The sequence below is a fragment of the Trinickia symbiotica genome, from assembly GCF_003028655.1.
Taxonomy (GTDB): Bacteria; Pseudomonadota; Gammaproteobacteria; order Burkholderiales; family Burkholderiaceae; genus Trinickia; species Trinickia symbiotica_A.
Window position 1 is genome coordinate 16,889 of record NZ_PYUC01000027.1, and the last position, 26,445, is coordinate 43,333.

The following is a 26,445-nucleotide window of genomic DNA, read 5'->3' on the forward strand; positions in this document are numbered from 1 at the left end:
GTAGGCGTACGCGCCGCTCGCGCGTGCCGCCACTCGGCCAACGCGACCGAGTCGACTTCCAGGACCGTCGTCGATGAAAGAAAAGACCGGAAACCGGCACGAATATCCACGCAAAACGGGGCGGGGAAAAAATGATGCGCACGCACCTGTACATGTACAGGCTGATGCGCATGGCCGAGGGGCGTTCACGCTACGGCCGATCGTTGCCGCCGCGTTCGCCGCGGCGAGCGCGCTCGGCTGCTTGCACGCGGCGGCCGCGCCCGCGGGCGGCCAGATCACTGCCGGTGCCGGCACCATCAATGCCGCGCCCAACGCAGCGGGCGGAACGAGCACGGTCATTCAGCAAGGCAGCAACCGTCTCGCCATCAATTGGACGAGCTTCGATATCGGCAGTCAGGACTCCGTAACATTCGCACAGCCGGGGAGCAGTGCGATCGCGCTCAATCGCGTGACGGGCCAAAGCACCACGCAGATCCTCGGCACGCTCAACGCAAACGGACAGGTCTTCATCCTGAACCCGAACGGCGTGCTCTTTGGCAAATCGGCGCAAGTCAACGTCGGCGGGCTGCTTGCAACGACGCTGAACTTGTCCGACAGCGATTTCCTCGCGGGAAAATTCCGTTTTACCGATAGCGGCGGCACCGGGAGCATCGTCAACGAAGGACAGATCACGGCGAACGGCGGCTATATCGCGTTCATCGCGCCTCATGTATCGAACCGGGGTTCGCTCATCGCCGATAAAGGCACTGTCGAACTCGCGGCCGGTTCGGCAGCCACCGTGACGCTCGCCGGCGATCAACTCGTCTCGCTGACGATCGACCAAGGCACGCTCGACGCCCTCGCCGAAAACGGCGACTTGATCCGCGCGGACGGCGGCGTCGTCATCCTCACGAGCAAGGGGAAAGACGCCGTCTTGTCGGGCGTCGTCAACAACTCCGGCGAAATCGTTGCGCGCACGGCGGTCAACGTGGGCGGCACGATCAAGCTGATCGCAGACGGCGGAACGGCGCTCGTGGGCGGAACGCTCGACGCATCCGCGCCGAACGGCGGCAACGGCGGCACGATCGAAACATCGGGCGAGGCTTTCCAGCTGCAACCGGGCGCGACGATCACCACGCATGCCACGAACGGCCAGAGCGGCACGTGGCTCATCGATCCGTCGGATATCGTCGTCGCCGCCTCGGGCGGCGATATGACCGGGGCTCAGCTCTCGACGCAACTCGGGAACACGAACGTTGAACTGAAAACGAGCTCGGGCACCGGCGGCGTTGGCGACATCACGATAAACGACGGCGTGGTGTGGAATTCAGGCAACACGCTCACGTTGACGGCCGACCACGATATCAAAGTCAATGCGTCGCTGGACGGCGGCACGACAGGCTCGATCGTGGCCAGCGCGACGCACGACATCGCTTGGGTGGCGCCACTCGTCGCACGATCGCTCATCGCTGACGCCGGGGGAACGCTCGCCACGAACGAGCCCATTTCGCTAACCGGCACGGGATCGCTGACGGCAAGCGGCGCTATCACGCTCGGCGCGTCGATCACTGCGCTCCAATCGCTGAGCGTAACGTCGGGCAGCAGCATCGCGATCGACGGGCCGATTATTCTCGACGCCGGCAGCGGCACGCTCACGCTCTCGGCGACCGGCACCATTTCCCCCTCGTCGATGGCTTTTGTTACCACTCACACGTTCGACCTCCAGAACGGGGCGTGGGTACAAGTGGACGGTCCGTTCCTCCCGGGATTCAGCGCGTCGAACTTCATCGTCGGCAATGGCGCATCGTTCCTGCGAGCACTGAGCGGCAGCGGGACGACCGCCGACCCCTATATGATCGGCGACGTTTACGGCCTGCAAGGGATCGGCACTTCTGTGTCGTTGCTGGCCGATTCGTACAAGCTCGCGAACTCGATCGATGCGAGCGGCACCTCGAATTGGAACGGCGGCCTCGGCTTCGCGCCGATCGGCAACGGTGTCGAAAACGCATTCCTGGGCACGTTCGACGGCAACGGCAAGACGATCAGCGGCTTGACGATCAACAATCCCAACAACGAGGACATCGGCCTCTTCGGCTTCGTTCGGGACGGCTCGATATCGAATGTCTCGCTAACCCACTTCAACGTCACCGGCTCGCGTTTCGTCGGCGCGCTCGTCGGCATCAATCAAGGCGGAACGATCTCGAACGTCTCCGTCGACAACGGCACGGTAACGGCCACATCGAACACGCTGCTCGCCGATCTCAGCGGCAATACGAACGTGGGCGGGCTGATTGGAGAGAACCTCAGCGACGGCTCTTCGTTTCCCGCCGCGATCACGAACGCGACCGTGGGCTCGGGCGTGACGATCGCGGCATCCGGCCTGGGCGGCACGATCGAAGGGCAGGCGGGAGGGCTCGTCGGCTGGAATAGCGGCGGGGTGATTTCGAATTCGAGCTCGGCCGCGTCGGTCACGGGAGACAACATCATCGGCGGCCTCGTCGGCCTGAACGACGGATCGATCACGACGAGCAGCGGGAGCGGCGCGGTGACGGCCAACCAAAATGCCGCGGGCGGGCTGGTAGGCAAAAATACAGGAACCATCACCGGATCGTCCGCCACAGGAACGGTCAACAGCAGTCAGTACGCAGGTGGCCTCACTGCCCTCAACAGCACCGGCGGTCAAATCGTCTCATCATGGGCAACCGGCGCCGTATCGGACTTTCGGACCGCCGGCGGTCTCGTGGCCCAGAACGACGGATCGATCGTGCAATCGTTCTCGAGCTCGGCGGTCACCGCTTTCGCCGGCGACGTCGGCGGCCTCGTGGGCCTGAATAGCGGCACGATCGCCGACAGCTACGCGCTCGGCCTCAGCGCCGCGAGCAGCGGGGCCGCCGGCGGCCTCGTGGGCGACAATGAAGCGTCGATCGCGACGAGTTACGCGACGGGCTTCGTATCCGGACTCGAAGCGTCGGGCGGTCTGGTGGCGGTTGCACGTTCCGGGTCTTCGGTCACCAACAGCTATTGGAACATCGATACGACGGGGCTCAGCACGAGCGTCGGCGGCACGGGGCTCACGAACACCCAGATGTTGTCGAGCCAAACGTCGAGCTTTTCGGGGTTCGATTTCAGCAACGTCTGGCGCTTCATTCCCGGCACGTCCTATCCCTATCTCGTCTCGATCTTCTCGAGCACGCCTACGGTACTGTCCGGCACCTACACGAAAACATCGGGCGCCGTGCAGTCCGCCAAGACGCTCGACTTCGCCGCGCACGACCAATTGATCGCGAGCCTGACGACCGGGGCGAACGGTTTCTACTATTTGATGCTGCCTTCGACTGCATTCAACGGCAAGACGGCGATCGTCGCGTTTTCGCCGACGAACGTGCCGAGCCCCGGCACAGCGCTCGGCGCGGCCGAGACCTCAGGCGCCAGCGTCTCGATGAATCTGCAGGACGACGTCGTCGCGTTGGCGGGATCGAGCGTGACGCTCGGCGATATCGCATCGGCGCTCGGCAACCCGTTCTCGGGCGGCGCGGTTTCGCCGGTCGCTTCGCTCGTACCGGCCGTTTTGACGAATCTGCAATCGAATGCATTGGCGACCGCATACGGCATATCGCTCGTGTCCGCGCCCGGTGCGGAGCTCGATCTGACCGGTGACACGTCGATCTCGGCCGCCGTAATGACGCTCGGTTCAGTGAGCGGCAGCGGCGCCTCGCTCACGTTGCAGACCTCGGGCGGCGACATTGCGCAAGGCGGCGCGTTCACGCTCGGTGCATTGCGCATTCCGATCGCAAACAATGTGTGGCTCGACGGAGCGAACCAAATCGGCACGGTGGCGGCGATGGTCAGCGGCTCGTTCAGCCTGAATAACGCAAGTCAGCTCACTGTGGGGCAAGTGGGATCAACGAGGGGCATCACCGCCGGAAGCACTGTCACGCTGACGAACCCGGGCCATACAACGACGCTAGCCCAACCGATCGGCTCCTCGGCGAGCGGAGACGCGGTCATTCTCGTGAGCGCCGGCTTTGCGAACGTTTTTGGTCCGAGTGTCGTCACGACGAACGGCCGGTGGCTCATCTATACGACGAGTCCCGATGCCGATTCGTTCGGGGGGCTGCAAAGCGGCAACAGCGCGTTGTGGGCCCAAAGCTACAGTCCGGGCTCGATGGTCTCGACGAGTGGCAATCGATATCTCTTCTCGACCGACCAGGTCATCCTCGTCAACGCGAATCCAAACCAGAAGATGGTCGGCCAGACCGCGCAGGAAAGCGCGACGTTGTCGCTGAAATACGCCGGTTCGAGCTACGGCAATGCATTCACCGATGCAAGCGTGCCGTCGGGCGTAACAGTCAGCGTCTACAGCGACGGCGACGCGGTGACTGCGACACGAGCAGGCGGCGACGACGGCGTGGGCCTCTATCGGATCCGCTATACGGCTTCGAACGTGCCGGCCGGCTATGCGGTGGCCGACGGAACGGTCGCGGACCTGACCGTCGTCGACGCGCAGGCGAGCGCGCCGCCGTCTTTGGCTGCGCCTTCGTCGACGCTGGCCGTGATCAACCAGGTTCAGGCCGTGATGAACAACGACGCCGACAACGGCTCGGATGGAAACGGCAACGGGCGCCGAAAGGAGATTGGAGCCGTGCTGGCGGCGTTCGACGCAGCGCACGGCACACCTGTCTCGAGCAACGGACGGTCGTCGACGTTGCCGGCGTGGCCGGTCGCGAATGCGTGTGTGCCATGAGCGCGGGGCTCGGAAAAGACGATGCGGCCGGCATATCGAACATGCACTGCCACCCGCATCGCGGCGATAACGGCGCCGCATTCCCGATTCCTTCGACAAGCGCAATGAACCTGCGTCGCCGCTCTCCATTGACCCTTCTCGCCGGCATGAGCGCGGCGCTCGCTTGCACGATGCCGGATGCTTGGGCGCAAGTGGCGTCGCCGATACCCGATGCGGGCAGCACACTGCGCAATCAGCTGCAGACATTGCCGCCCGTCTCGCCGCCCGCGTCGAATGCCGAGATTCACATCGAGCGACCTGCCGCGCCGGCGCCTTCCGCATCGGCGTTGCGGTTCGCCGTCAAAGGCTTCCAGATCGACGGCAATACGAAGTTCAGCCGTGCCGAATTGATGCCGCTCCTGAAGCCCGCGCTAGGCGACGCCCGAACGTTGGGCGACCTCGACGAAGCCGCGGCACGCGTCACGAATTTCTACCGCGCGCATGGCTATCTCGTCGCGCGCGCATACGTCCCCGCGCAGGACATCCGCGACGGTATCGTCGACATCGCGATCGTGGAAGGCCGCTATGGCAAGGTGGAAGTCCGAAATGCCTCGCACGTGCGCGACGCCGTGCTTCAGCGCTATGTGAGCGCAAAGCATCTCGGCGACGTCATCGACGAGCGCCGCCTCGATCGCGCGGCGCTGCTGATGCAGGACGTGACCGGCGCAACGGCCGTCACCGGAAACCTGCAGGCGGGCGAGACGCCCGGCACCTCGGACCTCACGATCGACGTGCCTCCGACTCGCGCACTGACCGCGAGCTTGCAAGCCGACAATTACGGCATCAGGCCAACGGGACGCTACCGTGTCGGCGGCGCGCTGCAGTGGTTGAGCCCGCTGGGTTTCGGCGATCGCCTCGATGCGCGCGCGCTGACTTCGATCACGGGCCAAACGTTCGGCCAACTCGGCTATAGCGCGCCAATCGGGAGCGACGGCCTGCGCACCAGCCTGTCCGTGACGGAATCGACCTACCGGCTCGGCGCCGACTTCTCTTCGCTCGATGCCTATGGCCACGCTACCGTGCTGTCGTGGACGGCGAGCTACCCCCTGATCCGCTCGCGCACGTTGAACCTCAACGCCGAAGGCGGGTTTGATCGCAAGAACCTGACCGATCACGCGAACGGAACCGCCGAAGACAAGTTCGACAACGTATTCGGCGCGGGCATCGACGGCAACGTGCTCGCGGGCAAGACGCTCGTCACCTATGCGGTGCGCGCCGAATCGGGCAACGTTCACCTCGAGTCGGCCGATGCGCTGGCGATCGATCAGACTTCGGCTCAGACCGACGGCCGCTATCGCAAGTACACCTATTCGATTGCGCTTTACGAGGCCGTCACGCCACGGCTTCAGTTCTATCTGTCGCTGAACGGCCAGCAAGCCTCGAAAAACCTGATCTCGTCCGAGAAGCTATCGCTCGGCGGCCCTTTTGGCGTACGTGCCTATCCTACGGGAGAGGCGCCGGGCGACGACGGTTATCTCGCGACGGCCGAGTTGCGCTATGCCGTCGCACAATCGCTGCTTCCGGGGCAGCTCGGCGTCTTCGGCTTTGTCGACACGGGTTTCGTGCGAAACAACGCCTATCCGTTTTCGACGGAGTCCAACCATCAAAGACTGTCGGGAGCCGGCATCGGCGTCACGCTCTCCAAAGCGCCTGACTACGAAATCCGCCTCGTCTACGCGCACAAGCTCGGCAATGCCACGGCCGTCGCCGATACCGATCATGCCGGGCGCGTATGGCTGCAATTGACGAAAGCGTTTTGAGGGGAGATCGATGATTCCAATCACGCGCTTGCCCCGCTCGTTCGCAGTCCTTATCGTTGTCTCCGCCCTTGCCCTGATGTCCGTTCATGTGCGCGCGGCGGCGCCGGCCGGCACGGTGGCCTACACCGCCGGTGTCGTATCGATCGAGCCGGCGTCGGGCGCGAAGCGCTTCGCCGTCGCCGGCTCATCGGTCGAGTCGGGCGACACCATCGAGACATCGAAGGAGGGTGAAGCCGTGCTGCTGATGGCCGATCACCAGCGGGTCTATCTCAAGGCCGATACGCGATACCGGATCGACGACTACCGCTTCGCCGAGAACGATGCAAAAAGTAACGCCAGCGTCTCATCGTTGCTGAAGGGCGGTCTGCGCGTGATCTCGGGCTTGATCGGCAAACAGGGCGTTCCGGACGCATACCGGCTCAAAACGCAAACCGCGACGATCGGCATTCGCGGCACCGAGTGGTCGGTGCTCGAATGCGGGCTCGTGAGCCGGCTGCCGAGCGGCGAGGGCGCCGGCCCCATGAGCGTTCCGGCAAGCGAGCCGCAAGCGCTCGCGCTCGAGTGCCCGCGCGGCGAGGCGGGGGAGCACATCCGCGTCTATCACGGAACGATCGACGTCCGCACGGAAGTCGATCACCACGAACTATCCGAAGGCTTCGGCACGATCATCCGATCGCCGCGCTCGACGTTCGGCCTCATGCCGGGCGCCAACGTCGAGCCCGTCGTGCCATCGCCCGCTGCCTGCAAGTGAGATCACCATCATGACGGACAAGACGCTTTCGCTGAATACGACGACGCGCACGGACGCTGCGACGCCGCTCGCCCCGAACATCGTCGCGGGCCTTCTTTCGGGCCTCGTGACGCTCTGCTACTCGATCGGCTACGGGTCGATGATCTTCAGCGGCAACCTCTCGCCCTTCGTCAACGTCGGCATGCCGATCACGCTCGTGAGCTGCGGCATCATCGCGCTCGTCGTCGCGCTGAAGAGCTCGCTGCCGTTTTCGATCGGCGGCCCGGACAGCAATGCAGTCGCATTGCTCGTCGGCCTCGCCGCAGGCGTCGCGGCGGATGCGACCGCGACCGGCCTTTCGCAAAACGGCGTGCTCGTTACCGTGCTCGCGGCGCTCGCCGTCAGTACGCTCGTGACGGGGGCGGCGCTCTATCTCGTCGGCGTATCGCGACGCAGCTCGGTGATCCAGTTTCTGCCGTACCCCGTGGTCGGCGGCTTTCTCGGCGGCACCGGCTATCTGCTGTTGTCGGGCGCGATGCGCATGCTGACCGGACACAGCCTCGGCTTGCCGGCCGTCGCGGCATTGGCTGAGTTGCCGTGGCTCGCGTGGGTGCCGGCGGTCGTTGTCTGCGCCACGCTGCTCGCCGCGCAAGGACGCGTGAAGCCGTATGCGCTTGCGCCGCTCGGTCTCGGCGCGGGCATCGTCGTCTTCTTCGCCGGCATGTCGGCGATCGGTCAGGCGCCCGAGCAATTGCGCGAGGCAGGACTGCTCTTTGCGCGCGAGCCGCTTTCGGCGCTGCAATTGCCGCTGATGTTGCCGCGCCAGCAGATCGACTGGGCGGCGATCGTCGCGCATCTTCCGGAGTGCGTCGCCGTGGCCGCGGTCTCCGCGCTGACGATCCTGCTCAATTCGAGCGGTGCGAGCCTGGCGACGGGACACGATGCCGACTTCAATCAGGAGATGCGGGCAGCCGGTGTCGCGAATCTGCTCGCCGGCTTGACGGGCGGCATCGTCGGCTATCAGTCGATGAGCCGCACGATGCTCAACTCGCGCGCGGGTGCTACCGCTCGGTTGAGCGGCGTCGTCGCGGGCCTTGGCTGCTTTGCCGTCATCGCGCTTTTCCCAGGTCTGATCGCCTGGTTTCCGAAGCCCGTGCTCGTCGGGCTGCAACTCTATCTCGCGTGGGGCTTGCTGCGCGAATGGCTGATCGCTTCGTATCGGAAGCTGGGTTTGGCCGATTACCTGCTGGTCTTGCTGATCGTCGCCGTCATCATCGTCGAAGGCGTGGTGGCCGGCATCGTGCTCGGCATCGCCGCGGCCTGCGCGCTGTTCGTTTTCAACTACGCGCGGATCAGCGCCATTTCGCGCGAGTTCGACGGACGCACCTATCACTCGAACGTAGAGCGCTCGATCGGCGACACAGAGCGGCTCCTCGCTCATGCCGATGCCGTGGTCGGAACTTGCCTGCAAGGATTCCTTTTCTTCGGCACGGCGAACCTGATGTTGCGCCGCGTGAGCGAGCGGCTCGCCGCGAGAAGCGGAGCGTCGCCGCGCTTCATCGTGCTCGATTTCAGGAAGGTGAGCGGCCTCGACGTATCGACGTCTGCAACGTTCCTGAGATTGAAGCAACGCGCAAGGGCATGCGGCGATACCCTTGTCTTCACCGGATTGCCCCCGCGCGCGCACGACATGCTGGCCCGCGCAGGCGTGCTAACCGAAAACATCCATGTATTCGGCGACCTCGACGGCGGCCTCGAGTGGGTCGAAGACCTGTTGCTCATGCGGGCGGGCACTGCGCGCGAGCATTCGACCTTCCGCAGCCTCGCCGCGATCATGCCGCACTTGAGCGGCAAGGCGCTCGCCAGGCTCTCGGCCTATATGGAGCCGTGCCAGCTCAAGCAGGGGCAGTTGCTGTTCGCGCAAGGCGACGCAGCCGATGCGGTCTACATCATCGAGCGAGGGCGCGTCACCGTTTCGCTGCCGCTCGAAGACGGTAACTCGATGAGGCTGCGCTCGTACGGGTCGGGCACGATCGTCGGCGAGATGGCGCTCTATACGCAGCAGCCGCGCAGCGCCGACGTGCGAGCCGACGAGCCGACCGCCGCATGGCGCCTGACGTACGCGGCGCTGAATCAGCTCGAAATCGAAGACGCCGATACGGCGCGACAGTTTCATCGTTTCGTCGTCATGGTGCTGGCGTCCCGGTTGACGGTGGCGAACGAAGCCGCGCGTGCGGCTTATTGACAGTCCCTTTGGAGGGCACGCGTAATCAAATGAAACGCCCTTTGCCGCGCTGGATCGCCGGACTCTCCATTCTCGCCGTGCTGCTCGGCCACGTCGCGGGGTTCTACCGGCTGCTCGCCGTCGACGTGCTCGACAACCTCATCTACGACGCACGGTTGCGAATGACGATGCCCGGCACGCGCGACGATCGCATCGTGATCATCGACATCGACGAGCGCAGTCTTTCCGCAATCGGCCGCTGGCCGTGGGGCAGGGACCGGATGGCCGAGCTCGTCGACAAGCTTTTCGCCGCGCGGGCGAAAGTCGTGGCTTTCGACATCGTCATGGCCGAGCCCGATCGCAGCTCGGGACTTGCCACGCTCGAGCAACTGGCCGCCGGCGATATGCGCGGCGACGCGCGATATTTGGCAGTCCTCAATGGTTTGCGGGCTCAGCTCGATTTCGACAACCGCTTCGCCGCCGCGCTGCGAGAGCGGCCCGTGGCGCTCGGGTACTACATGAGCGGCCGCGATGAAGCGCACGGCGCACTGCCGCCTCCCGTTCTGTCCGCCGCCGTATTCGCCGGTCATCGAACTGGGCTGAGGCAGGCGTACGGCTATGGGGGCAACTTGGCCGTATTCCAACAGGCGGCGCTTGGCGCGGGATTCTTCAATCCGGTCGTCGACTTCGACGGCAATGTGCGACGCGTGCCGTTGCTGATCCGGCATAAAGATAAGGTGTACGAATCGTTGTCGCTGGCGGTCGTACGCCTTGCGCTCGGCAATCCCGCGATCGCACCGGACTTCGGCGAACGGGGCGAGCGCGGCGACGATCCGCTCGAGTCGCTTCAGCTGGCGTTACCGCACGGCACCGTGAAGGTTCCCGTCGACGAGAGTGGCGCCGCGCTCGTGCCTTACCGTGGCCGCGATCATAGCTTCCCGTACGTGTCTGCGGTCGACGTGCTGGCGGGACGCGTGCCCGCCGCGCGGCTCGCGAATCGAATCGTGCTGATCGGCACCACTGCGCCGGGCCTGCTCGATATGCGCTCGACTCCGGTCGGCAGCGTCTATCCCGGTGTCGAAATTCACGCGAATCTGGTGAGCGGCATCCTGGATGGCACCCTCAAGCACGTGCCCGCCTATGCGGACGCTATCCAACTATTGGCGATGCTCGTCATTGGCCTATCGATGACCTTCGCCGTGCCTTGGCGTGCGCCTTTGCGCGCGACCGCCATCACCGTCGCGTTGCTCGGAGCCGCGATCGCAGGCGACTTTGCGCTATGGACCTACGGCAACGCTGTACTGCCGCTCGCCGCGAGCGTATTGCTGATCGCGGCCCTCTTCGTGCTGAATATGTCGCTCGGGTTCTTCGTCGAGTCGCGCCACCGGCGACAGTTCGCCAATCTGTTCGGTCAGTATGTGCCGCCCGAGCTCGTCGAGCAGATGAGTCGTGAGCCGCATCGATACAGTATGGACGGCCGCCGTGCCGAGCTCACGGTGTTGTTCAGCGACGTGCGCGGCTTTACGGCGATCGCGGAAACGCTCGAACCCGAAGCGCTCGCGCGCTGGATGAACGAGTACCTCGGCGCGATGACAACCGTAATCCGTACACATCGCGGCACGCTCGACAAATACATCGGCGACGCGATCATGGCATTCTGGGGGGCGCCGCTCCCGGAGCCGCTGCATGCGCGGCAGGCCGTGCTGGCCGCGTTGCGAATGCGCGAAGCGTTGAGGCCGCTCAACACGGCGCTCATGGAGCGCGGCGAGCCGACGATTGATATCGGTGTGGGTATCAACACGGGACCGATGACGGTCGGCGACATGGGCTCGCACGTGCGCCGCGCCTATACGGTAATGGGCGATGCGGTCAACCTCGGCGCGCGGCTCGAGGGAATCTCGAAGCATTACGGCGTCGATATCGTCGTCGGAGAAGCCACGCGCGCGCAGACGACCCCGAACATCGTCTATCGGGAACTCGACCATGTGCGAGTAAAAGGCAAGCGCGAGGCCGTGGCGATCTACGAGCCCGTCGATGAAGCTTACAAGCTCTCTCACTCGGAGGTCGCGGAGCTCGCGCGCTGGCACGAGGCGCTGCAACTGTATCGCCGCGGCGAGTGGGACGCAGCCGAAGCTTCGTTGCGCGCGCTGCGGGATGCCGTCCCGCAGCGGCGCCTTTACACGCTCTATCTCGAGCGGATCGCCGCCATGCGTGCGTCGCGAGACGATGCCGACGCATGGGACGGCGTCCACGAGTTCGACGCCAAGTGAGCCGACCGGGAACCCGCGCATGATGAAACTGACCGTTCTGGGCTGCAGCGGCGGCATAGGCGGGGAAGGGCACCGTACGACGGCGTTGCTCGTCGATGAGGACATCCTGATCGACGCGGGGACGGGCGTCGCCGATCTCGACATGGAAGCGCTTGCCCGCATCGATCATGTCTTCCTGACGCACGCGCACATCGACCACATCGCCTGCCTGCCGCTGATGCTCGACACGGTCGGGCCGCGGCGCGCGAAGCCGCTCGTCGTGCATTGCACGGCGGCAACGGAGGTCATTCTGCGTGCGCACCTGTTCAACGGCGTGCTTTGGCCGGATTTCACGCGGATCCCTTCCCCCGCGAAACCGTTTCTGCGTTTTGCGCTGCTCGAAGAGGGGGAGTCCTGCGCAGTGGGCGAGCGAATCTTCGCCCCGCTGCCAGCGGCTCACGGCGTGCCCGCGGTGGGGTACGAGGTGGCCACGCCTCGAGGCAGCCTGGCGTTCGGCGGCGACTCGTCCGTCTGCCCGGCGTTCTGGGATGCGGTCGCGCGGATTGCCGACTTGCGTTACCTGATCGTGGAGACGGCGTTTCCTGACGCGCAACGCAAGCTTGCCGTCGAATCGAAGCATCTATGCCCGGCCTTGCTCGCCGCGCAGTTGCCGGAACAGCGGGGCTCCTATCGATTGTTGATTTCGCACGTAAAACCTGGCTACGAAAAGGAAACGATGGACGAACTTCGGCGTGCTGCGGGCCGCCATGCGCCGTCGATGCTGACGCGGGGCGACGTCTATTGGCTCTAGCCGGATAAAAAATGTAAAGCAAGCGGCACGGGCGACGGCCGAAAAATATGACTTTTGTCTCGACACGAGCGACACATTCAGAAAGAATTGCGCGTGCCGTTAATGCCGTTAACCGTTAGTTAACGCAGCAAATCAGAAGCTGCGTCCCGCGAGCCAGGGCCGTCCATGTCCGCTTCGATGATCGAAATCTGCCTCCTGGGCGGTTGCCGCCTTTATGTCGACGGCCGCGAGGTCGACCTCCGTTACGACAAGGTGCGCCTGTTGCTGGCCTGGCTTGCGATGGAACCCGGGGTGCCCCAGCGGCGCGAGCGGCTCGCGAGCAGGCTTTGGCCCGATGCCGATGGAGACGCCGCGCGCCGCAGCCTTCGGCACGCCATCCATGTGCTGCGCGCGGCGCTGGGGCCCGCTCACGATCGGCTCGACGGCGATCGACAGACGCTGCTGCTCGCGGCCGATGGATGGCGCTGCGATGCGCTCGCGCTGGCCGCCGCGCAGACGCGGTTCGCGCGCGAGCTCAACGCGGCCGAGGACATCGTCGCGCTCGAGCAAGCGGCTTCTTTGTACGGAGGGGAATTCCTCGCGGGCGTCGATGCCGCCGAGGACTCCGAGCTCGAAGCGTGGCTGCGCGATCAGCGCGACGCCGCCGCGAGCCGGGCCGCACAGCTTTGGCGCAGGCTTGCCGCGCTGCGGCAGGCAAGCGGCATGATGCGCGAGGCGATCAGCGCGACGCAGCGACTGATCGAGCTGGCCCCGCTCGACGAGCCCGCAAACCGGACTTACATGGAGGCGCTCGCCGAAATCGACGGCATCGATGCCGCCCTCGCGCATTACGCCTCGTTTTGTCGGCGCCTGATGGAAGAATCGGATGCCGAGCCCGACGCCAAGACGCAGAGCCTCGCCGCGCGATTGCGGGCAAAAGCGGCGCCCGAGGCCGTTCTCGCCGAGCGACGGCCGATCGCGCTGCTGTGCGCGCAGTTGGTCGATTACGACCCGGACGGCGCATCGACGTGCCGCGACGGTCCCACGTTCTCGAGCTTGCTCGAGCTCGTCCGGCAGCGCATTGGCGACGGCACCGCGCGGCTCGTCGTGCCGCACGAGGGGCTCGCGCTCGTTCATTTCGGCGTCCCGCTCGCGCTCGAAGAGTCGGCGCTCGCCGCCGCGCGACTGGCCGTCGAGCTGTCGGGCCACGCGGGACTCAGCGCATGCCTCGTTCAGGCCATCCATTGCGCGGTGCCGACCATGAGCGTTTCCGCAACCGGCCAGGAACCGCCGGGCGGTTTCGTCAACGCGGCTCTGCGTCTTTGCGCGCTCGGCCATGGCGGCGAAATTCTCGCGAGCGCCGAGGCGGCGAGCTGGCTGCGCCGCGATCTCGACCGTCGCGGCGGCGAAAGCTTCCGCTTGATCCCGCACCCGCAACATGCCGGTCTCGTCGTCGTCCGACCGCGCGCGCGTCGCGCTCGGCCGCGCGGCGACGATCTCGAGCTTCCGCTCGTCGGTCGTCGCGCCGAGTTGGCGCAGTTGCTGCGCTACCTTCGCGCCGCGCGGCGGACCGCGACGAGTGTCGCCGTCGTCGGTGAGGTCGGGCTCGGCAAGACGCGCCTTGCCTACGAAGTCGTGCGCCACGCGCGGCGACGCAGCTTGGCGGTCTGGCTTCGCTGCAGCCGCGAAACGGTCTACGAACCGCTCGCGCCGCTGCGCAGCTGGATCGGTGCGCTGATCGGCGCGGCGCCCGGCGTGCGCGACGCACGGGCCTTGCAGCGGCTCGCCCGGCTCGAACGGCGCTGGCGCACGGAGGGGCTGCTGGCCGAGCTCTTCGCGCCGGCGATGGAGGGCGAAGGCGAGGGCATCGCGGCGACGCCGGCTTCGCTGCGCGGCACGTTCGCGCGCCTCATGGCAATGGCTGCCGCGGCTGCCGGCGCGCGCGGTCTCACGCTCGTCATCGACGACGTTCAATGGGCCGATGAGACGACGCGCGAGCTGCTCGACCAGTGGCTCGCGAACACGAGCGTCGCCGCTTTCACGCTGCTGCTCGCGCGCGAGCCGGGCAATGTGCCGGTCGGCGTTCCGGTTCTCCAACCGCCCCGGCTCGACGATGCCGCCTCGCGCGATCTGCTCGGGCTTGCCTCGCCGCATCGGCCGATGACGCGTGCCGAAGCCGAGGCCGGCTTGCGGCTCGCCGAGGGGCTGCCGCTCTTTCTCGTCGAGCTCAAGCGCCACTGTGGCGCGATCGGCGTCCCCCAAGGGGATTTCCCTCGGGGCAGCGACGTCCAACGGCCCGCGCCCGGGCGTGGCTCCCAGGTTGCCGAGGCAGCGCGGCAGGGCGTCGAGTTGCCGCGCAATCTGCACGACCTGCTCGCGGCGCGTCTCGATCGATTGTCGCCGAAGCTCAGACGCCTCGCCGGCTCCGCCGCCGTACTCGGCAACGAAGGCGATATCGTTCAGTTGTCGCGGGTCGTCGACGAGCCGCCCGCTCAACTGCTGCCGCAATTCGCGCGCTTCGTCGAAGCGGGCCTTCTCTATCCGCTCGAGCACGGCACGTATCAGTTTCGCCACCAGGCGTTGCATCGCGCCGCGCTCGAGCGTTTGCCGCTCGACGAGCTCCGGACCCTGCACGGCCGCGCCGCCGAGCGGCTCGCCGACTGTCTGCCGGCCGCGCGCGTCGCCTGGCATTGGGAGTCGGCCGGGGAACCCGCGAAAGCGATGCTCGCTCACGTGGCCGCGGGCCGGCAAGCCTTTCTCCAGGGCGCCCAGCGCGACGCCATCAGCCATTTCGACAGCGCGCTGATGCACGGCGCACTGCAGCGGAACGAGGGCGCCACCATGCTCTCGGCCTGGATGGGCAAGGGCCTGGCGCTCGTCGAACTCGAAGGTTACGGCTCGCACGCCGCGTCCGACTGTTTCCGCGAAGCGCAGGAGCTCGCCGAGGCGAGCGGCGATCTCGAGATGCGGCTGCAGGTCGAGTGGGGGCTCTGGTTGCCCTCGTCTTCGCGCGTCGGCCATCGCGGTGCGTTGAATCGCCACAGTCGCGTGCTGATCGAGCTCGCGACGCGCCACGGCGATGCGGCATGGCTCGCGGCCGGTCATCAGGCCATGGGCAACAACCTTTATTTCATCGGCCGCTTTGCGGAGGCCGAGCCGCATCTGCGGCTTGCCGCGGAGTTCGGCGAAAGTCCTGGCATGCGCCGGCGTATTCTCGAACGGGTCGGCCAAGCCTCGGATATCTACGCGCTCGGTTTCCTGCTCTGGATCGCCTGCAAACAGGGCGATCCGGCAACGATCGACGCCGCGCTGACGCGCGCATTGGCGGCCGCCGACCAATTGCGGAATCCCGCGGCATCGGCCTATTTGTACGGTTTCACGGCCATCGCCATGCAGATCTGCGACCGCCCCGGCGAGGCGCTGACGTGGACGGCGCGCGTGCGCGCCGTCGCGGAGGCGCGCGGTTACGATCTCTGGATCGCCGTCGCGGTGATGATCGAGAACTGGGCCCGAGTCCGCCTCGGCATGACCGTCGAGCTTTATGGGCTCGAGGCCACGCTCGATGCCGTCGATGTCGCGATGCCGAGCGTCGCCGTGATCTTCTTGATCCCCTACATCGATGCGCTGCGCCACCTCGAACGCTACGCCGACGCGCTCGCCGCGTTCGATCGTGCGATGTCGATCGTGCGCCGCTACCGCGACCGTCAGGGGCTCGATACGCTGTGGCGGTTGCGCGCGGCGTGCCTCGACGGACTCGGGACAGAGAAGGCAAGAGCCGATGCCGAAAAATGTCGAGCTCGCGCGCAACGCATACGAGCCTGCCAGCTCGGGCTGGCACGCAAGGAGGCCGTCGCCGCCTAGTGGCCGGCGCGTCGGGCTGTCGCGTGGCGCTTGCCTGGGCGCCCTCTGGCCTGAGTTTCGTTTTTGAACGCTTCGTCGAACCGGGTCGGCACGGCTTGCCGAGCGCACGACGCTGCGGTTAATGTCCTGAAAGCGAGACTCGCGCAAAACGGGGCATCCCGGAGGAGACAGCCGCCATGACGAAGCCAGTGCTGGGCCGGATGATGGATGTGCCGCTCAACGTGTCGATGCTGCTCAGGCATGCCGCGCGCTATGCGGCCGACACCGAGATCGTTTCGCGCCGCGTCGAAGGCGATATTCATCGCTACACCTATCGCGATTGCGAAAAGCGCGCGAAACAGCTTGCTCAGGCGTTGACGAAGCTCGGTGTCGGACAGGGCGAGCGCGTCGGCACGTTGGCATGGAACGGCTACCGGCACCTCGAGGCGTACTACGGGACTACGGGCATCGGAATCGTCTGTCATACGATCAATCCGCGGCTTTTTCTCGAGCAGATCGTCTACATCGTCAATCATGCCGACGATCGCTATGTCTTTTTCGACACGAGTTTCACGGCGCTCGTCGAGAAGCTCGCGCCGCTGTGCCCGAGCGTGAAGGGATGGATCGCGCTTGGGGATGCGCAGTCGCGACCGCCGACGATCGCGGCGCCGGTCCTCTACTATGAAACGCTGCTCGAGGCCGAGAACGGCGATCTCGACTGGCCGCAGCTCGACGAGCAGATCGCATCGAACCTCTGCTATACGTCGGGCACGACGGGACATCCGAGGGGCGCGCTCTACTCACAGCGCTCGACTGTCCTCCATGCCTACGGGGCCGCGTTGCCGGATTCGATGGGGATTTCCGCGCGTGACGCCGTGCTGCCCGTCGTCCCGATGTTCCACGTCAACGCGTGGGGCATCCCGCATGCGGCGCCGCTCGCCGGCGCCAAGCTCGTATTGCCGGGCAAGGACCTCGACGGTCGGTCGCTCTACGAGCTGATGGAAGCCGAGGGCGTCACGCTCTCGGCCGGCGTGCCGACCGTCTGGATGGGACTGCTCGCCTATGTGCGCGAGGCAGGCGTTCGCTTCACGTCGCTCGAGCGAACCGTCATCGGCGGCTCATCATGCCCGCCTGCGATGCTGCGCGCGTTCGAGGACGACTACGGCGTCCGTGTGATCCATGCCTGGGGCATGACGGAGATGTCGCCGCTCGGCTCGCTCGCGCGCCTCAACTGGGAGCAGGAGCGGCGCGAGCCCGAAGCGCGTCGCCATCTGCTCGAAAAACAGGGCAGACCGATTTGCGGCGTCGATATGAAGATCGTCGGCGCCGACGGCAACGAAATGCCCCGCGACGGCGTCGCCTTTGGCGAGCTTCACGTGCGTGGGCCATGGGTCATCGGCAAATATTTCGGCAGCGAAGAATCGGCGCTCGTTCACGGCTGGTTCCCGACGGGCGACGTCGCAACGATCGATAGCGACGGCTTCCTGCAAATCACCGATCGCAGCAAGGACGTCATCAAGTCCGGCGGTGAGTGGATCAGCTCGAGCGACGTCGAGAACGTCGCCGTCGCCCATCCCGACGTCGCCGAGGCCGCCTGTATCGCGTGTCCCCATCCGAAATGGGGCGAGCGGCCGCTGCTCGTCGTCGTCAGGCGCCCGACGGGCCAGGGCCTGACACGCGAGGCGCTGCTCGCTTTTTACGAAGGCAAGGTGGCGAAATGGTGGATGCCCGACGATGTCGTTTTCGTCGATGAGCTGCCGCACACGGCCACGGGCAAATTGATGAAAATAAAGCTGCGCGAGATGTTTCGCGATCACGTCTTGCCGACGGCCGGCGGCGACCGCCGCAGCTGAGCGCGCGCGATGCCGTTTCAACCTGTTCGAGGCTCACCATGAAAGGATCGACCGACGTACTCGTCATCGTCGACGTACAGAACGACTTTATGCCGGGCGGTGCGCTCGCCGTCGCGCGCGGGGACGAGGTGGTGCCGGTCGTCAACGCGCTCGCCGGCCGTTTCGAACACGTCGTGCTTACGCAGGACTGGCACCCGCTCGATCACGTGTCGTTCGCGGCGAACCATCCGGGGCGCCAGCCGTTCGAAACGGTACGGCTGCCCTACGGCGAGCAGGTGCTCTGGCCCACGCACTGCGTGCAGGGCACGCCGGGCGCGGAGCTGCATGCGGATTTGAACTCGACCCACGCGCGGCTCGTCATCCGCAAAGGCTACCGCCGCGACATCGACAGCTACTCGGGATTCGTCGAAGCGGATCGAAAGACGCCGACCGGCTTGGCCGGCTATCTGCGCGAGTCGGGCGCCAAGCGAGTATGGTGCTGCGGTCTCGCGACCGACTATTGCGTCGCGTGGACCGCACTCGACGCGCGCGCAGCCGGCTTCGACGCCGTCGTCATCGAGGATGCCTGCCGGGCCATCGACCTCGACGGTTCACTCGCGCGGGCCTGGCGCGATATGGAGGCTGCAGGGGTGGAGCGGACACGCGCCGACGAAGTGCGCTGAGGCCTGACGCGAGCTTGAAGGGCATACGCTGCCGCATCTTCTGAGTTCTCGTCCGAGACTTCGTCCGAGAAATTCGGCGGCAGCGAACTTTGCTCGACGGAACGTGTAGCGTCGACAGGTTGACTACGAATCATCCTGTTGCCGTTACCCACCGATGCCGAACATTCACCGCCGCACGCTCGTCGCCGTATCGGGCGCAGCGATTCTGACCGCAGCCGCGGTTCTCTATCACTTCTATTTCGCGAAGGACGACCCGCCCAACTATCTGACGGCGCAAGTCGAGCGCGCGGACATCGAGGACGCCGTGCTTGCCACGGGCATGTTGCGGGCTCTCAAGGAGGTCGACGTCGGCGCGCAGGTCTCGGGCCAACTGAAGACACTCGAGGTCGCACTCGGCGACAAGGTGACGAAAGGGCAGACGCTCGCCCAAATCGATCCAACGTTGCCGCAATACGCGCTGCAGCAGGCGCGAGTCAATGAAGACGATCTGCGAGCCGAGCGGCAAGCCGCGTTGGCACGGTTGCGCGAAGCGGAACTGGCAGATGAGCGCGAGCAACAGTTGTTGCTCGCCGAAGCGACCTCGCGCGAAGCAGCGGCCACGGCCGCCGCGGCCCTTGCCGTCAGGCGCGCCGAGCTCGTCTCGCTCGACGCGAAGCTCAAGAAAGCACGCATCGAAGTCGAAAAGGCAATGGCGAGCGTAGCCTATACCCGCATCGTCGCGCCGATGGATGGTGAAGTCGTCGCGCTGGTGACCCACGAGGGGCAGACCGTCATCGCCGAACAGCAGGCGCCGGTGATCCTCAAGCTCGCGGACCTCGACACGATGACGGTCAAGGCGCAGATTTCGGAAGCAGATGTCGTGCGCGTCGCGCCCGGCCAGCCAGCCTATTTCACGATTCTCGGCGATCCCGACACGCGATACGAAGGCAAGCTGCGCGCCGTCGAGCCGGCCCCCCACGACTTCGCGGACGTGCAAAGCGGCGGGTTGGGCGGCAAGGACAAGAGCTCGCGGCCGAACACGGCCGTCTTCTACAACGCGCTGTTCGAAGTGCCGAATCCCGACCATCGGCTGCGCATCGCGATGACGGCACAGGTGAGCGTCGTCCTCGGCAAGGCGTCGCGTGCACTCGCCATTCCGGCCTCCGCGCTCGGCGCCAAGGCGAGCGATGGCAGTCACAGCGTGCGCGTCCTGGCAAACGACGGCCGCGTCGAGACGCGCAACGTGCGCATTGGCATCAACAACAGCGTGAAAGCCGAAGTATTCGCTGGCTTGAGCGAAGGGGAGCGCGTCATCGTCGGTACGTCCGGGAAATCGAGCGATGCGCCCCTGGACGCGGGAGCCTGACGATGCGCGAGCCGCTCATCGAGCTTACCGGCGTCACGCGGCGCTTTCGTGCCGGCGATGAAGAAACCACGGTGCTGCGCGATGTCGATCTTACGATCGAATCGGGCGAATTCGTCGCGATCGTCGGTGCCTCCGGCTCCGGCAAGTCGACGCTGATGAACATCCTCGGCTGCCTCGACCGACCGAGCGCGGGCTCCTACAAGGTCGGCGGCGTGGACACGGGCACGCTCTCGCACGACGACCTGGCCCGGCTGCGCCGCGAACGTTTCGGATTCATCTTCCAGCGCTACCACCTGCTGCCGCGCGCCAACGCAATCGCCAATGTGGAAATGCCGGCGATCTACGTCGGCATGGCTCGCGAGGCTCGGCGCGAGCGCGCCCGGGCATTGCTCGCGCGGCTCGGGCTTGCGGAGCGCGGCTCGCACCGCCCGGCCGAACTTTCGGGCGGCCAGCAGCAGCGCGTCGGCATTGCACGCGCCCTGATGAATGGCGGCGACGTGATTCTTGCCGACGAACCGACGGGCGCCCTCGATAGCGCGAGCGGCGACGAGGTCATCGCGATCTTGCGCGAGCTGAACGCGCTCGGTCACACGGTGATCGTCGTCACGCACGACCCCCATGTGGCGAGCCACGCGAGCCGCATCGTCGAAATTAGCGATGGCGCCGTCGTAGGGGATCGCGCGAACGTCCCGTCGGCCGCAGCACCGCCGGAGCCGCGGGCGTACCACGGCGGGACGGCGCCCCATGGGGACGCGGCGGCCGCGGCGGCGCGCGCCGTGCCGATGAGCGAACGGCTGGGACGAGGGCGGACCGGCGTGCTGGCCCGTTTCGCCGAGGCGGCCGCAATGGCTTGCTCGGCGCTCCTCGCTCATCGTTTGCGCACGCTGCTGACGATGCTCGGGATCGTGATCGGCATCACCTCCGTCGTCTCGATCGTCGCGGCGGGCGAGGGCGCGAAACGCTACATGCTCGAAGAGATCAGCCGGATGGGTGCGAACACGATCAGCGTCTATCCCGGGAGAGATTGGGGCGACAGCCTCGCCGAATCGATCCAGACGCTCGTTCCGGCCGACGCGAACGCGTTGCGCGAAGAGCCGTACGTCGATAGCGTCACCCCGCTCACGAGCCGCTCGATGCTGTTGCGATATGGCAACGTCGACGTCAAGGCGCGCGTCTCGGGCGTCAGCGAAAGCAACTTCCGCGTAAGCGGCGACGAATTCGCGGCCGGCATCGCGTTCGGTGCCGAGGAGGTCCGTCGCTACGCACAGGTCGTCGTCATCGATAGTAAGACCCGTCGGAAGCTCTTCGGCGAGCACGTCGATCCGCTCGGGAAGGTCGTGCTGATCGATAACGTGCCGTGCGTCGTCATCGGCGTCCGGGCGGACATGCGCGGGTCGTTCTTTATCGACAACACCACGCTCAACGTCTGGGTGCCTTATACGACGGCGAGCGCGCGGCTCTTCGGGCAACGCCACGTCGAGGGGATCGTCGTGAGAGTTCGCGCGGGGCAACCGAGCGAAGCGGCCGAACAGAGCATCACCGAGCTGCTGACGCGGCGGCATGGTCGCAAGGACTTTTTCACCTACAACCTGGACAGCGTGATCAAGACGATGAACAAGACCGGCCAAGCACTGACGCTGCTGCTGTCGCTGATTGCGGTCGTATCGCTGGTGGTGGGCGGCATCGGCGTCATGAACATCATGCTCGTATCGGTGACCGAGCGCACGCGCGAAATCGGCATTCGCATGGCGGTGGGTGCGCGGCGTGGCGACGTGATGTGCCAGTTTCTCGTCGAGGCCATTCTCGTGTGCCTGATGGGAGGCGCGATCGGCATTGCCTTGTCGTTCGGCGCGAGCTTCGTGCTCGAAGCGTTCGTCGACAACTGGCGAATGGTGTTTTCGGCGAACACGCTCGTCGCGGCCGTCGTTTCTTCGACGCTCGTCGGCGTGGTGTTCGGCTTCGCGCCTGCACGCAATGCGGCGCGGCTCGATCCGGTGGTCGCGCTGGCGCGCGATTGATGAGAACAACGAATGCCTCGAGCACTCAACATGAAATCCAAGCGACACCACATCCGTGTCCATCTTAGACCCCTCATTGGCGGGGTTTGCGCTAGTGCGCTGCTCTCCGGCTGCATCTCGCCGAGCGGCGATCGACTCCCCCCGGCCGTCGCGGTACCGAGCCAATGGCTCGCCACCACTGACCGAGCCGCGGCACCGATGGCTCGTCGCTGGTGGGAAGCGTTCGAGGACGCGACACTGACAGAGCTGATCGACGAGGCGCTCGCGACGAACAACGATCTCGCCATTGCCGCGATTCGCGTTCAGCGGGCGCGGCTGCGAGCGGGGCTCGCCGCAACGAATGGGCTGCCGAGCGCGGAAGCGAACGCCGGCATCAATGTCTCGCGAGCGTTCGATTCGGCCGGGACGCGCCGTTTCACCTATGCGAATGCGTCGCTTTCGTACGAAGCGGATTTGTGGGGCAAGCTCGCCGCGCAACGTAGCGAGGCCGCATGGAAGGCGCGAGCGAGCGAAGCTGATCGCGAAGCGGCCGCGCTCGCGCTAATCGGTACGACGGCGAAGCTCTATTGGCAGATCGGCAATTTGAACGAGCTGCTCGCACGGGGCGAAGCAAGCGTCGCCGATGCGGAGCGATTGGTCGAGCTTGCCAAGGCGCGCCATCGAGCCGGCGCGGCATCGGCACTCGACGTCGCTGAAGCGGAGCAGCAGGCGGCGCAGCAGCGCGCCGAACAACAGAGCTTGCGGATGGAACGAGAAGCGAAGCGCAACGCACTCGCCGTTCTCTTCGATCGCGCGCCCGAGCAGCGCGCGGCCGAACCGATCGGCCTCTCGGCTGCCACGCTGCCGGCCGTCGGCGCAGGCTTGCCGCCGGAGGTGCTGGCGCGCCGTCCCGACCTGCGCGCGGCCGAATTCCGTCTGCGGGCTTCCCTCGCCAACATCGACATTGCGCGCGCCAGCTTTTATCCGAGCTTTGCGCTGACAGGCGAGTTCGGCACGAGCAGCGAGGCACTCGTGCGCACGCTTCAGAGCCCTGTCGCAGCGCTCGGGATTGGTCTTACGTTGCCATTCATGCAATGGAAGACGAAGCAGTTGGAGCTTCGCGTCGCGCGCAGCGAATACGACGAAGCGGCCTCCGATTTCCGGCAAAAGCTTCACCGAGCCCTCGCCGATGTCGAAAATGCGCTGTCGGCGCGGACTCAACTCGATGCCCAAGCCGTGGAGCGCGAGCGCGCGGTCGTGGAAGCGCGGCGGGCGGCGATGCTCGCGGAGACTCGCTTCCGCGCCGGCAAGACAAGTCTCGAGCCGTGGATCGAGGCGCAGCGCGCGCTGCGCCATTCGATGACGGCGAACACGGCGAACCGCCTGGCGAGGCTCGAGAACCGCATGGATCTCTATCTGGCGCTTGGCGGCGGGGAAGGTTGGTTGACGAACTGACGGCTCCGATATCGGCCGCCACCCGAGTTGCTGCGTCAGAAGCGTCGTATCGCTTTCACCGCAATTCCGGCGCTTGCCATCTATATCTGAACGGATATAATCAATGTTTGAGAAACGCAAGCTCCTTTATTGGGAGGGCTCCTCCAAGAAGGATTTCAAAGAGTTTCCTATCGATGTGCAGAAAGACATGGGCGTGGCGCTCTTCGTGGTCCAGTTGGGTGGCACACCTGACTCGGCGAAGCCGTGGAAGGGTCTCGGCTCCGGGGTGTATGAACTGGTGGAAGACCATCGAGGCGACACCTTCCGCGCGGTCTATACGGTCCGGATTGGTGATGCGGTACATGTGCTGCATGCGTTTCAGAAGAAGTCCAAGACCGGTATTGCCACACCGCAGCCGGACGTTGAGCTGATAGAGAAGCGGTTGAAGGTAGTGCTTGCCCGCTACGAGGCGAGCGGGAGAACGCGATGAGTCGCAAAGTCATCCCTCGAGGCACTGGCAACGTGCTGCTGGACCTCGGTTTCCACGATGCTGAAGAATTGTCGGCAAAGGCGGCGCTGGCGCTCAAGCTCAACAATCTGATTGATCAGCGTGGTCTCAGCCAGACGGAAGCCGCCGCGATCACCGGCATGACTCAGCCCAAGGTGTCCCAGATTCGCCGGTACAAGCTCCAGAACATTTCGCTGGAGCGGTTAATGCACGCGCTTGTGTCGCTGGATCAGCATGTGGAGATCGTAGTCCAGCCCGCGCGGCGGACTCATACACCCGGCATCACTGTCGCAGCATGACACGTCGACTTCACGCTGAAAGGCACGGCATAGACCCGGAGTGAATGGTCTCGGGTTTGGATACGCGCAAAACTACCCAAACGCTTATCCTTCTTTGCCCGCGCGCACGCTCGGTCACGAGGTCCGCGGCCTTCCTGTAAACTGAGCGTCGGACTATACCGCGACCCTTTACATAGCCGCACCTTGCCAGCGAGCTTATCGAGGACGGCCAATGTCCCGGCGGCGCCCCGCGGCACCCTTTTTCCAAAACACTTCAATTGAGGTCGACGAACCGTGATTAGACACATCGTGATGTGGAAGCTGAAAGAAACGGCCGAAGGCGCGACGCGCGCCGAAAACGCGCGCAAGCTCAAGGAAAAACTCGAGGGATGCCGAGACATCGTCCCAGGCATATTGCAGCTGGACGTCGGCATCGCCGCCCCGGGGCTCGAATCGACTTACGATGTCGTCCTCGTGTCCGATTTCGCCGACAAGGCGGCGCTCGACGCCTATCAGGTCCACCCAACGCACGAAGCACTGAAGGCATTCGTCGGCAAAGTGCGCGAAACCCGCGAGTGCGTCGACTACGAAGTCTGACGAGCGGCCCGGCGCGTACTGAAATGTCCGAAAACCATTCCGCGAGTGGCGACCCGCATCCGCAGGCAATCGAGAGCCCGTTCGTCGACCACCTCGGCGTGCGCCTCGTCTCAGCCGCGGACGGCGTGAGTGAAGTCGTTCTCGCACTCGACGAACCGCATCTGAACACGTGGCGGATCGCGCACGGCGGCGTCACGATGACGCTCGCCGACGTCGCACTGGCCACGGCGGCGCGCAGCCTCACCGATGATGGTGTCGGCGTCGTCACTGTCGAAATGAAAATCAACTTCATGCAGCCCGGGCGCGGCGAACTGCGTGCATACGGACGCGTGCTCCATCGCTCGACGACTATGGCCTATTGCGAAGGCGAAGTCCGTGACAGCGAGGGCCATTTCGTTGCAAAAGCGCTCGGCACCTTCAAATACATGCGCCGGCTCGCGGTTGGGCGCGACGTCGTCGAGCAGCGACGCCGCCGAACGCCCGCGGGCAAGCCGGGACCGAGCGACGCCTAAGCAGGCCGGCCGGTCTCGACAAAGGGGAGAGCGGATGGACCATTTCGACGGCAGGATTGCCGTCATCACCGGCGCCGCGAGCGGTCTCGGCCGCGCGTTTGCCGAAAAAGCCGCCACGCTCGGCATGAAACTCGTGCTGGCCGACGTGGATGCGCAAGCACTCGCCGGCGTCGTCGATGCCCTGACGGCGACGGGCGCCGAAGCGATCGGCGTGCCGACCGACGTGTCCGACGGCAGCTCGGTCGAGACGCTCGCCGAGCGCACGCTTGCGGTCTACGGCAAAGCGCACCTGCTGTTCAACAACGCGGGGGTAGGCGCGAGCGGCTTCGTCTGGGAAATGAGCGCGAACGATTGGGCCTGGGTGATGGGCGTCAACGTGCTGGGCGTGGCCCACGGGGTGCGCGTTTTCACGCCGATCATGTTGCGCCAGGACGAGCCCGCGCATATCGTCAACACCGCCTCCGTCGCCGGTTTTCTCGCGCCGCCGATGATGGGCGTTTACAATGCGTCGAAGCATGCCGTCGTCGGACTGACCGAGACGCTTTACCAAGATCTGCGCCAGGTCGCGGCACCCATCGGGTGCTCGCTGCTCTGCCCGACGTTCGCGCCCACGGGCATCGCCGATGCGGAGCGCGCCCGGCCCGCTCGCTGGCGCAATGAAGGGGCACGATCGGCCTCGCAAATCCTCGCGACCCGGGAACTGCGCAAGGCGGTGCGCGCGGGACGGCTAAGCGCCGCGGAAATTGCGGAGGCGGCATTCGATGCCGTGCGCGAGCAACGGTTTTACGTGTTTCCGCAACCGGACATCCTGTCTAGCATTCGGACGCGCCACGACGACATCGAGCAGTTGCGCGCGCCTAGCGACCCGATGGAGCATCCGCGCACCGACTGAAGATCTTGAGGC

General features: G+C 65.5%; 17 protein-coding genes. All 17 read left to right on the top strand.

The features are described 5' to 3' along the window. Window positions 1-73 precede the first annotated feature (73 nt). The 17 genes from C9I57_RS31000 to C9I57_RS31080 all read left to right on the top strand — a co-directional run bounded on the left by C9I57_RS31000 (window position 74) and on the right by C9I57_RS31080 (window position 26,433). A complete protein-coding gene (locus C9I57_RS31000; RefSeq protein WP_107154332.1) occupies window positions 74-4,723 on the top strand; it encodes a beta strand repeat-containing protein in 4,650 nt (1,549 codons plus the stop codon). Then, on the top strand, window positions 4,720-6,522 hold the full coding sequence (locus tag C9I57_RS31005) for a ShlB/FhaC/HecB family hemolysin secretion/activation protein (RefSeq protein WP_107154333.1): 1,803 nt from the start codon (window positions 4,720-4,722) through the stop codon (window positions 6,520-6,522). Before C9I57_RS31000 ends, C9I57_RS31005 begins: the two co-directional genes overlap by 4 nt. A gap of 10 nt (window positions 6,523-6,532) precedes the next feature. After that, window positions 6,533-7,273 carry a FecR family protein gene (locus tag C9I57_RS31010; RefSeq protein WP_107154334.1) on the top strand — a complete coding sequence of 247 codons (741 nt, stop codon included), beginning with the start codon at window positions 6,533-6,535 and terminating at the stop codon, window positions 7,271-7,273. A gap of 10 nt (window positions 7,274-7,283) precedes the next feature. Further along, on the top strand, window positions 7,284-9,497 hold the full coding sequence (locus tag C9I57_RS31015) for a SulP family inorganic anion transporter (RefSeq protein WP_107154335.1): 2,214 nt from the start codon (window positions 7,284-7,286) through the stop codon (window positions 9,495-9,497). Between the two features lie 29 nt (window positions 9,498-9,526). Then, complete coding sequence (locus tag C9I57_RS31020; RefSeq protein WP_107154364.1) at window positions 9,527-11,746, top strand: CHASE2 domain-containing protein; 2,220 nt, start codon at window positions 9,527-9,529, stop codon at window positions 11,744-11,746. A gap of 22 nt (window positions 11,747-11,768) precedes the next feature. After that, window positions 11,769-12,536, top strand: coding sequence for an MBL fold metallo-hydrolase (locus C9I57_RS31025; RefSeq protein WP_440130265.1), 768 nt, complete (start codon window positions 11,769-11,771; stop codon window positions 12,534-12,536). 165 nt (window positions 12,537-12,701) lie between these two features. Further along, window positions 12,702-16,376, top strand: a complete 3,675-nt coding sequence (locus C9I57_RS31030; protein WP_107154337.1) for an AAA family ATPase — start codon at window positions 12,702-12,704, stop codon at window positions 16,374-16,376. Window positions 16,377-16,552: 176 nt separating this feature from the next. Further along, window positions 16,553-18,208 (top strand): 3-(methylthio)propionyl-CoA ligase, encoded by a 1,656-nt coding sequence (locus tag C9I57_RS31035; protein WP_107154338.1) that lies wholly within the window; start codon window positions 16,553-16,555, stop codon window positions 18,206-18,208. A 38-nt stretch (window positions 18,209-18,246) separates the two neighbouring features. Further along, a complete protein-coding gene (gene pncA / locus C9I57_RS31040; RefSeq protein WP_107154339.1) occupies window positions 18,247-18,870 on the top strand; it encodes a bifunctional nicotinamidase/pyrazinamidase in 624 nt (207 codons plus the stop codon). Window positions 18,871-19,024: 154 nt separating this feature from the next. Then, window positions 19,025-20,215, top strand: a complete 1,191-nt coding sequence (macA, locus tag C9I57_RS31045) for a macrolide transporter subunit MacA (RefSeq protein ID WP_107154340.1) — start codon at window positions 19,025-19,027, stop codon at window positions 20,213-20,215. A 2-nt stretch (window positions 20,216-20,217) separates the two neighbouring features. Continuing rightward, entirely contained in the window at window positions 20,218-22,233 is a 2,016-nt protein-coding gene (locus C9I57_RS31050) for a MacB family efflux pump subunit (RefSeq protein ID WP_107154341.1), read from the top strand. A 30-nt stretch (window positions 22,234-22,263) separates the two neighbouring features. Next, window positions 22,264-23,667: an efflux transporter outer membrane subunit gene (locus C9I57_RS31055; protein WP_258187920.1), complete on the top strand. Its 1,404-nt coding sequence runs from the start codon at window positions 22,264-22,266 to the stop codon at window positions 23,665-23,667. Between the two features lie 103 nt (window positions 23,668-23,770). Continuing rightward, on the top strand, window positions 23,771-24,136 hold the full coding sequence (locus C9I57_RS31060) for a type II toxin-antitoxin system RelE/ParE family toxin (protein WP_107154343.1): 366 nt from the start codon (window positions 23,771-23,773) through the stop codon (window positions 24,134-24,136). Then, entirely contained in the window at window positions 24,133-24,453 is a 321-nt protein-coding gene (locus C9I57_RS31065; RefSeq protein WP_107154344.1) for a helix-turn-helix domain-containing protein, read from the top strand. Before C9I57_RS31060 ends, C9I57_RS31065 begins: the two co-directional genes overlap by 4 nt. A 273-nt stretch (window positions 24,454-24,726) precedes the next feature. Beyond that, entirely contained in the window at window positions 24,727-25,029 is a 303-nt protein-coding gene (locus C9I57_RS31070) for a Dabb family protein (RefSeq protein WP_107154345.1), read from the top strand. Window positions 25,030-25,052: 23 nt separating this feature from the next. Further along, the gene (locus tag C9I57_RS31075; RefSeq protein WP_107154346.1) at window positions 25,053-25,541 is read left to right on the top strand and encodes a PaaI family thioesterase; all 489 of its coding nucleotides are present in this window, start codon (window positions 25,053-25,055) and stop codon (window positions 25,539-25,541) included. A gap of 34 nt (window positions 25,542-25,575) precedes the next feature. After that, window positions 25,576-26,433, top strand: a complete 858-nt coding sequence (locus C9I57_RS31080; RefSeq protein ID WP_107154347.1) for an SDR family oxidoreductase — start codon at window positions 25,576-25,578, stop codon at window positions 26,431-26,433. The last annotated feature ends 12 nt before the right edge of the window (window positions 26,434-26,445 follow it).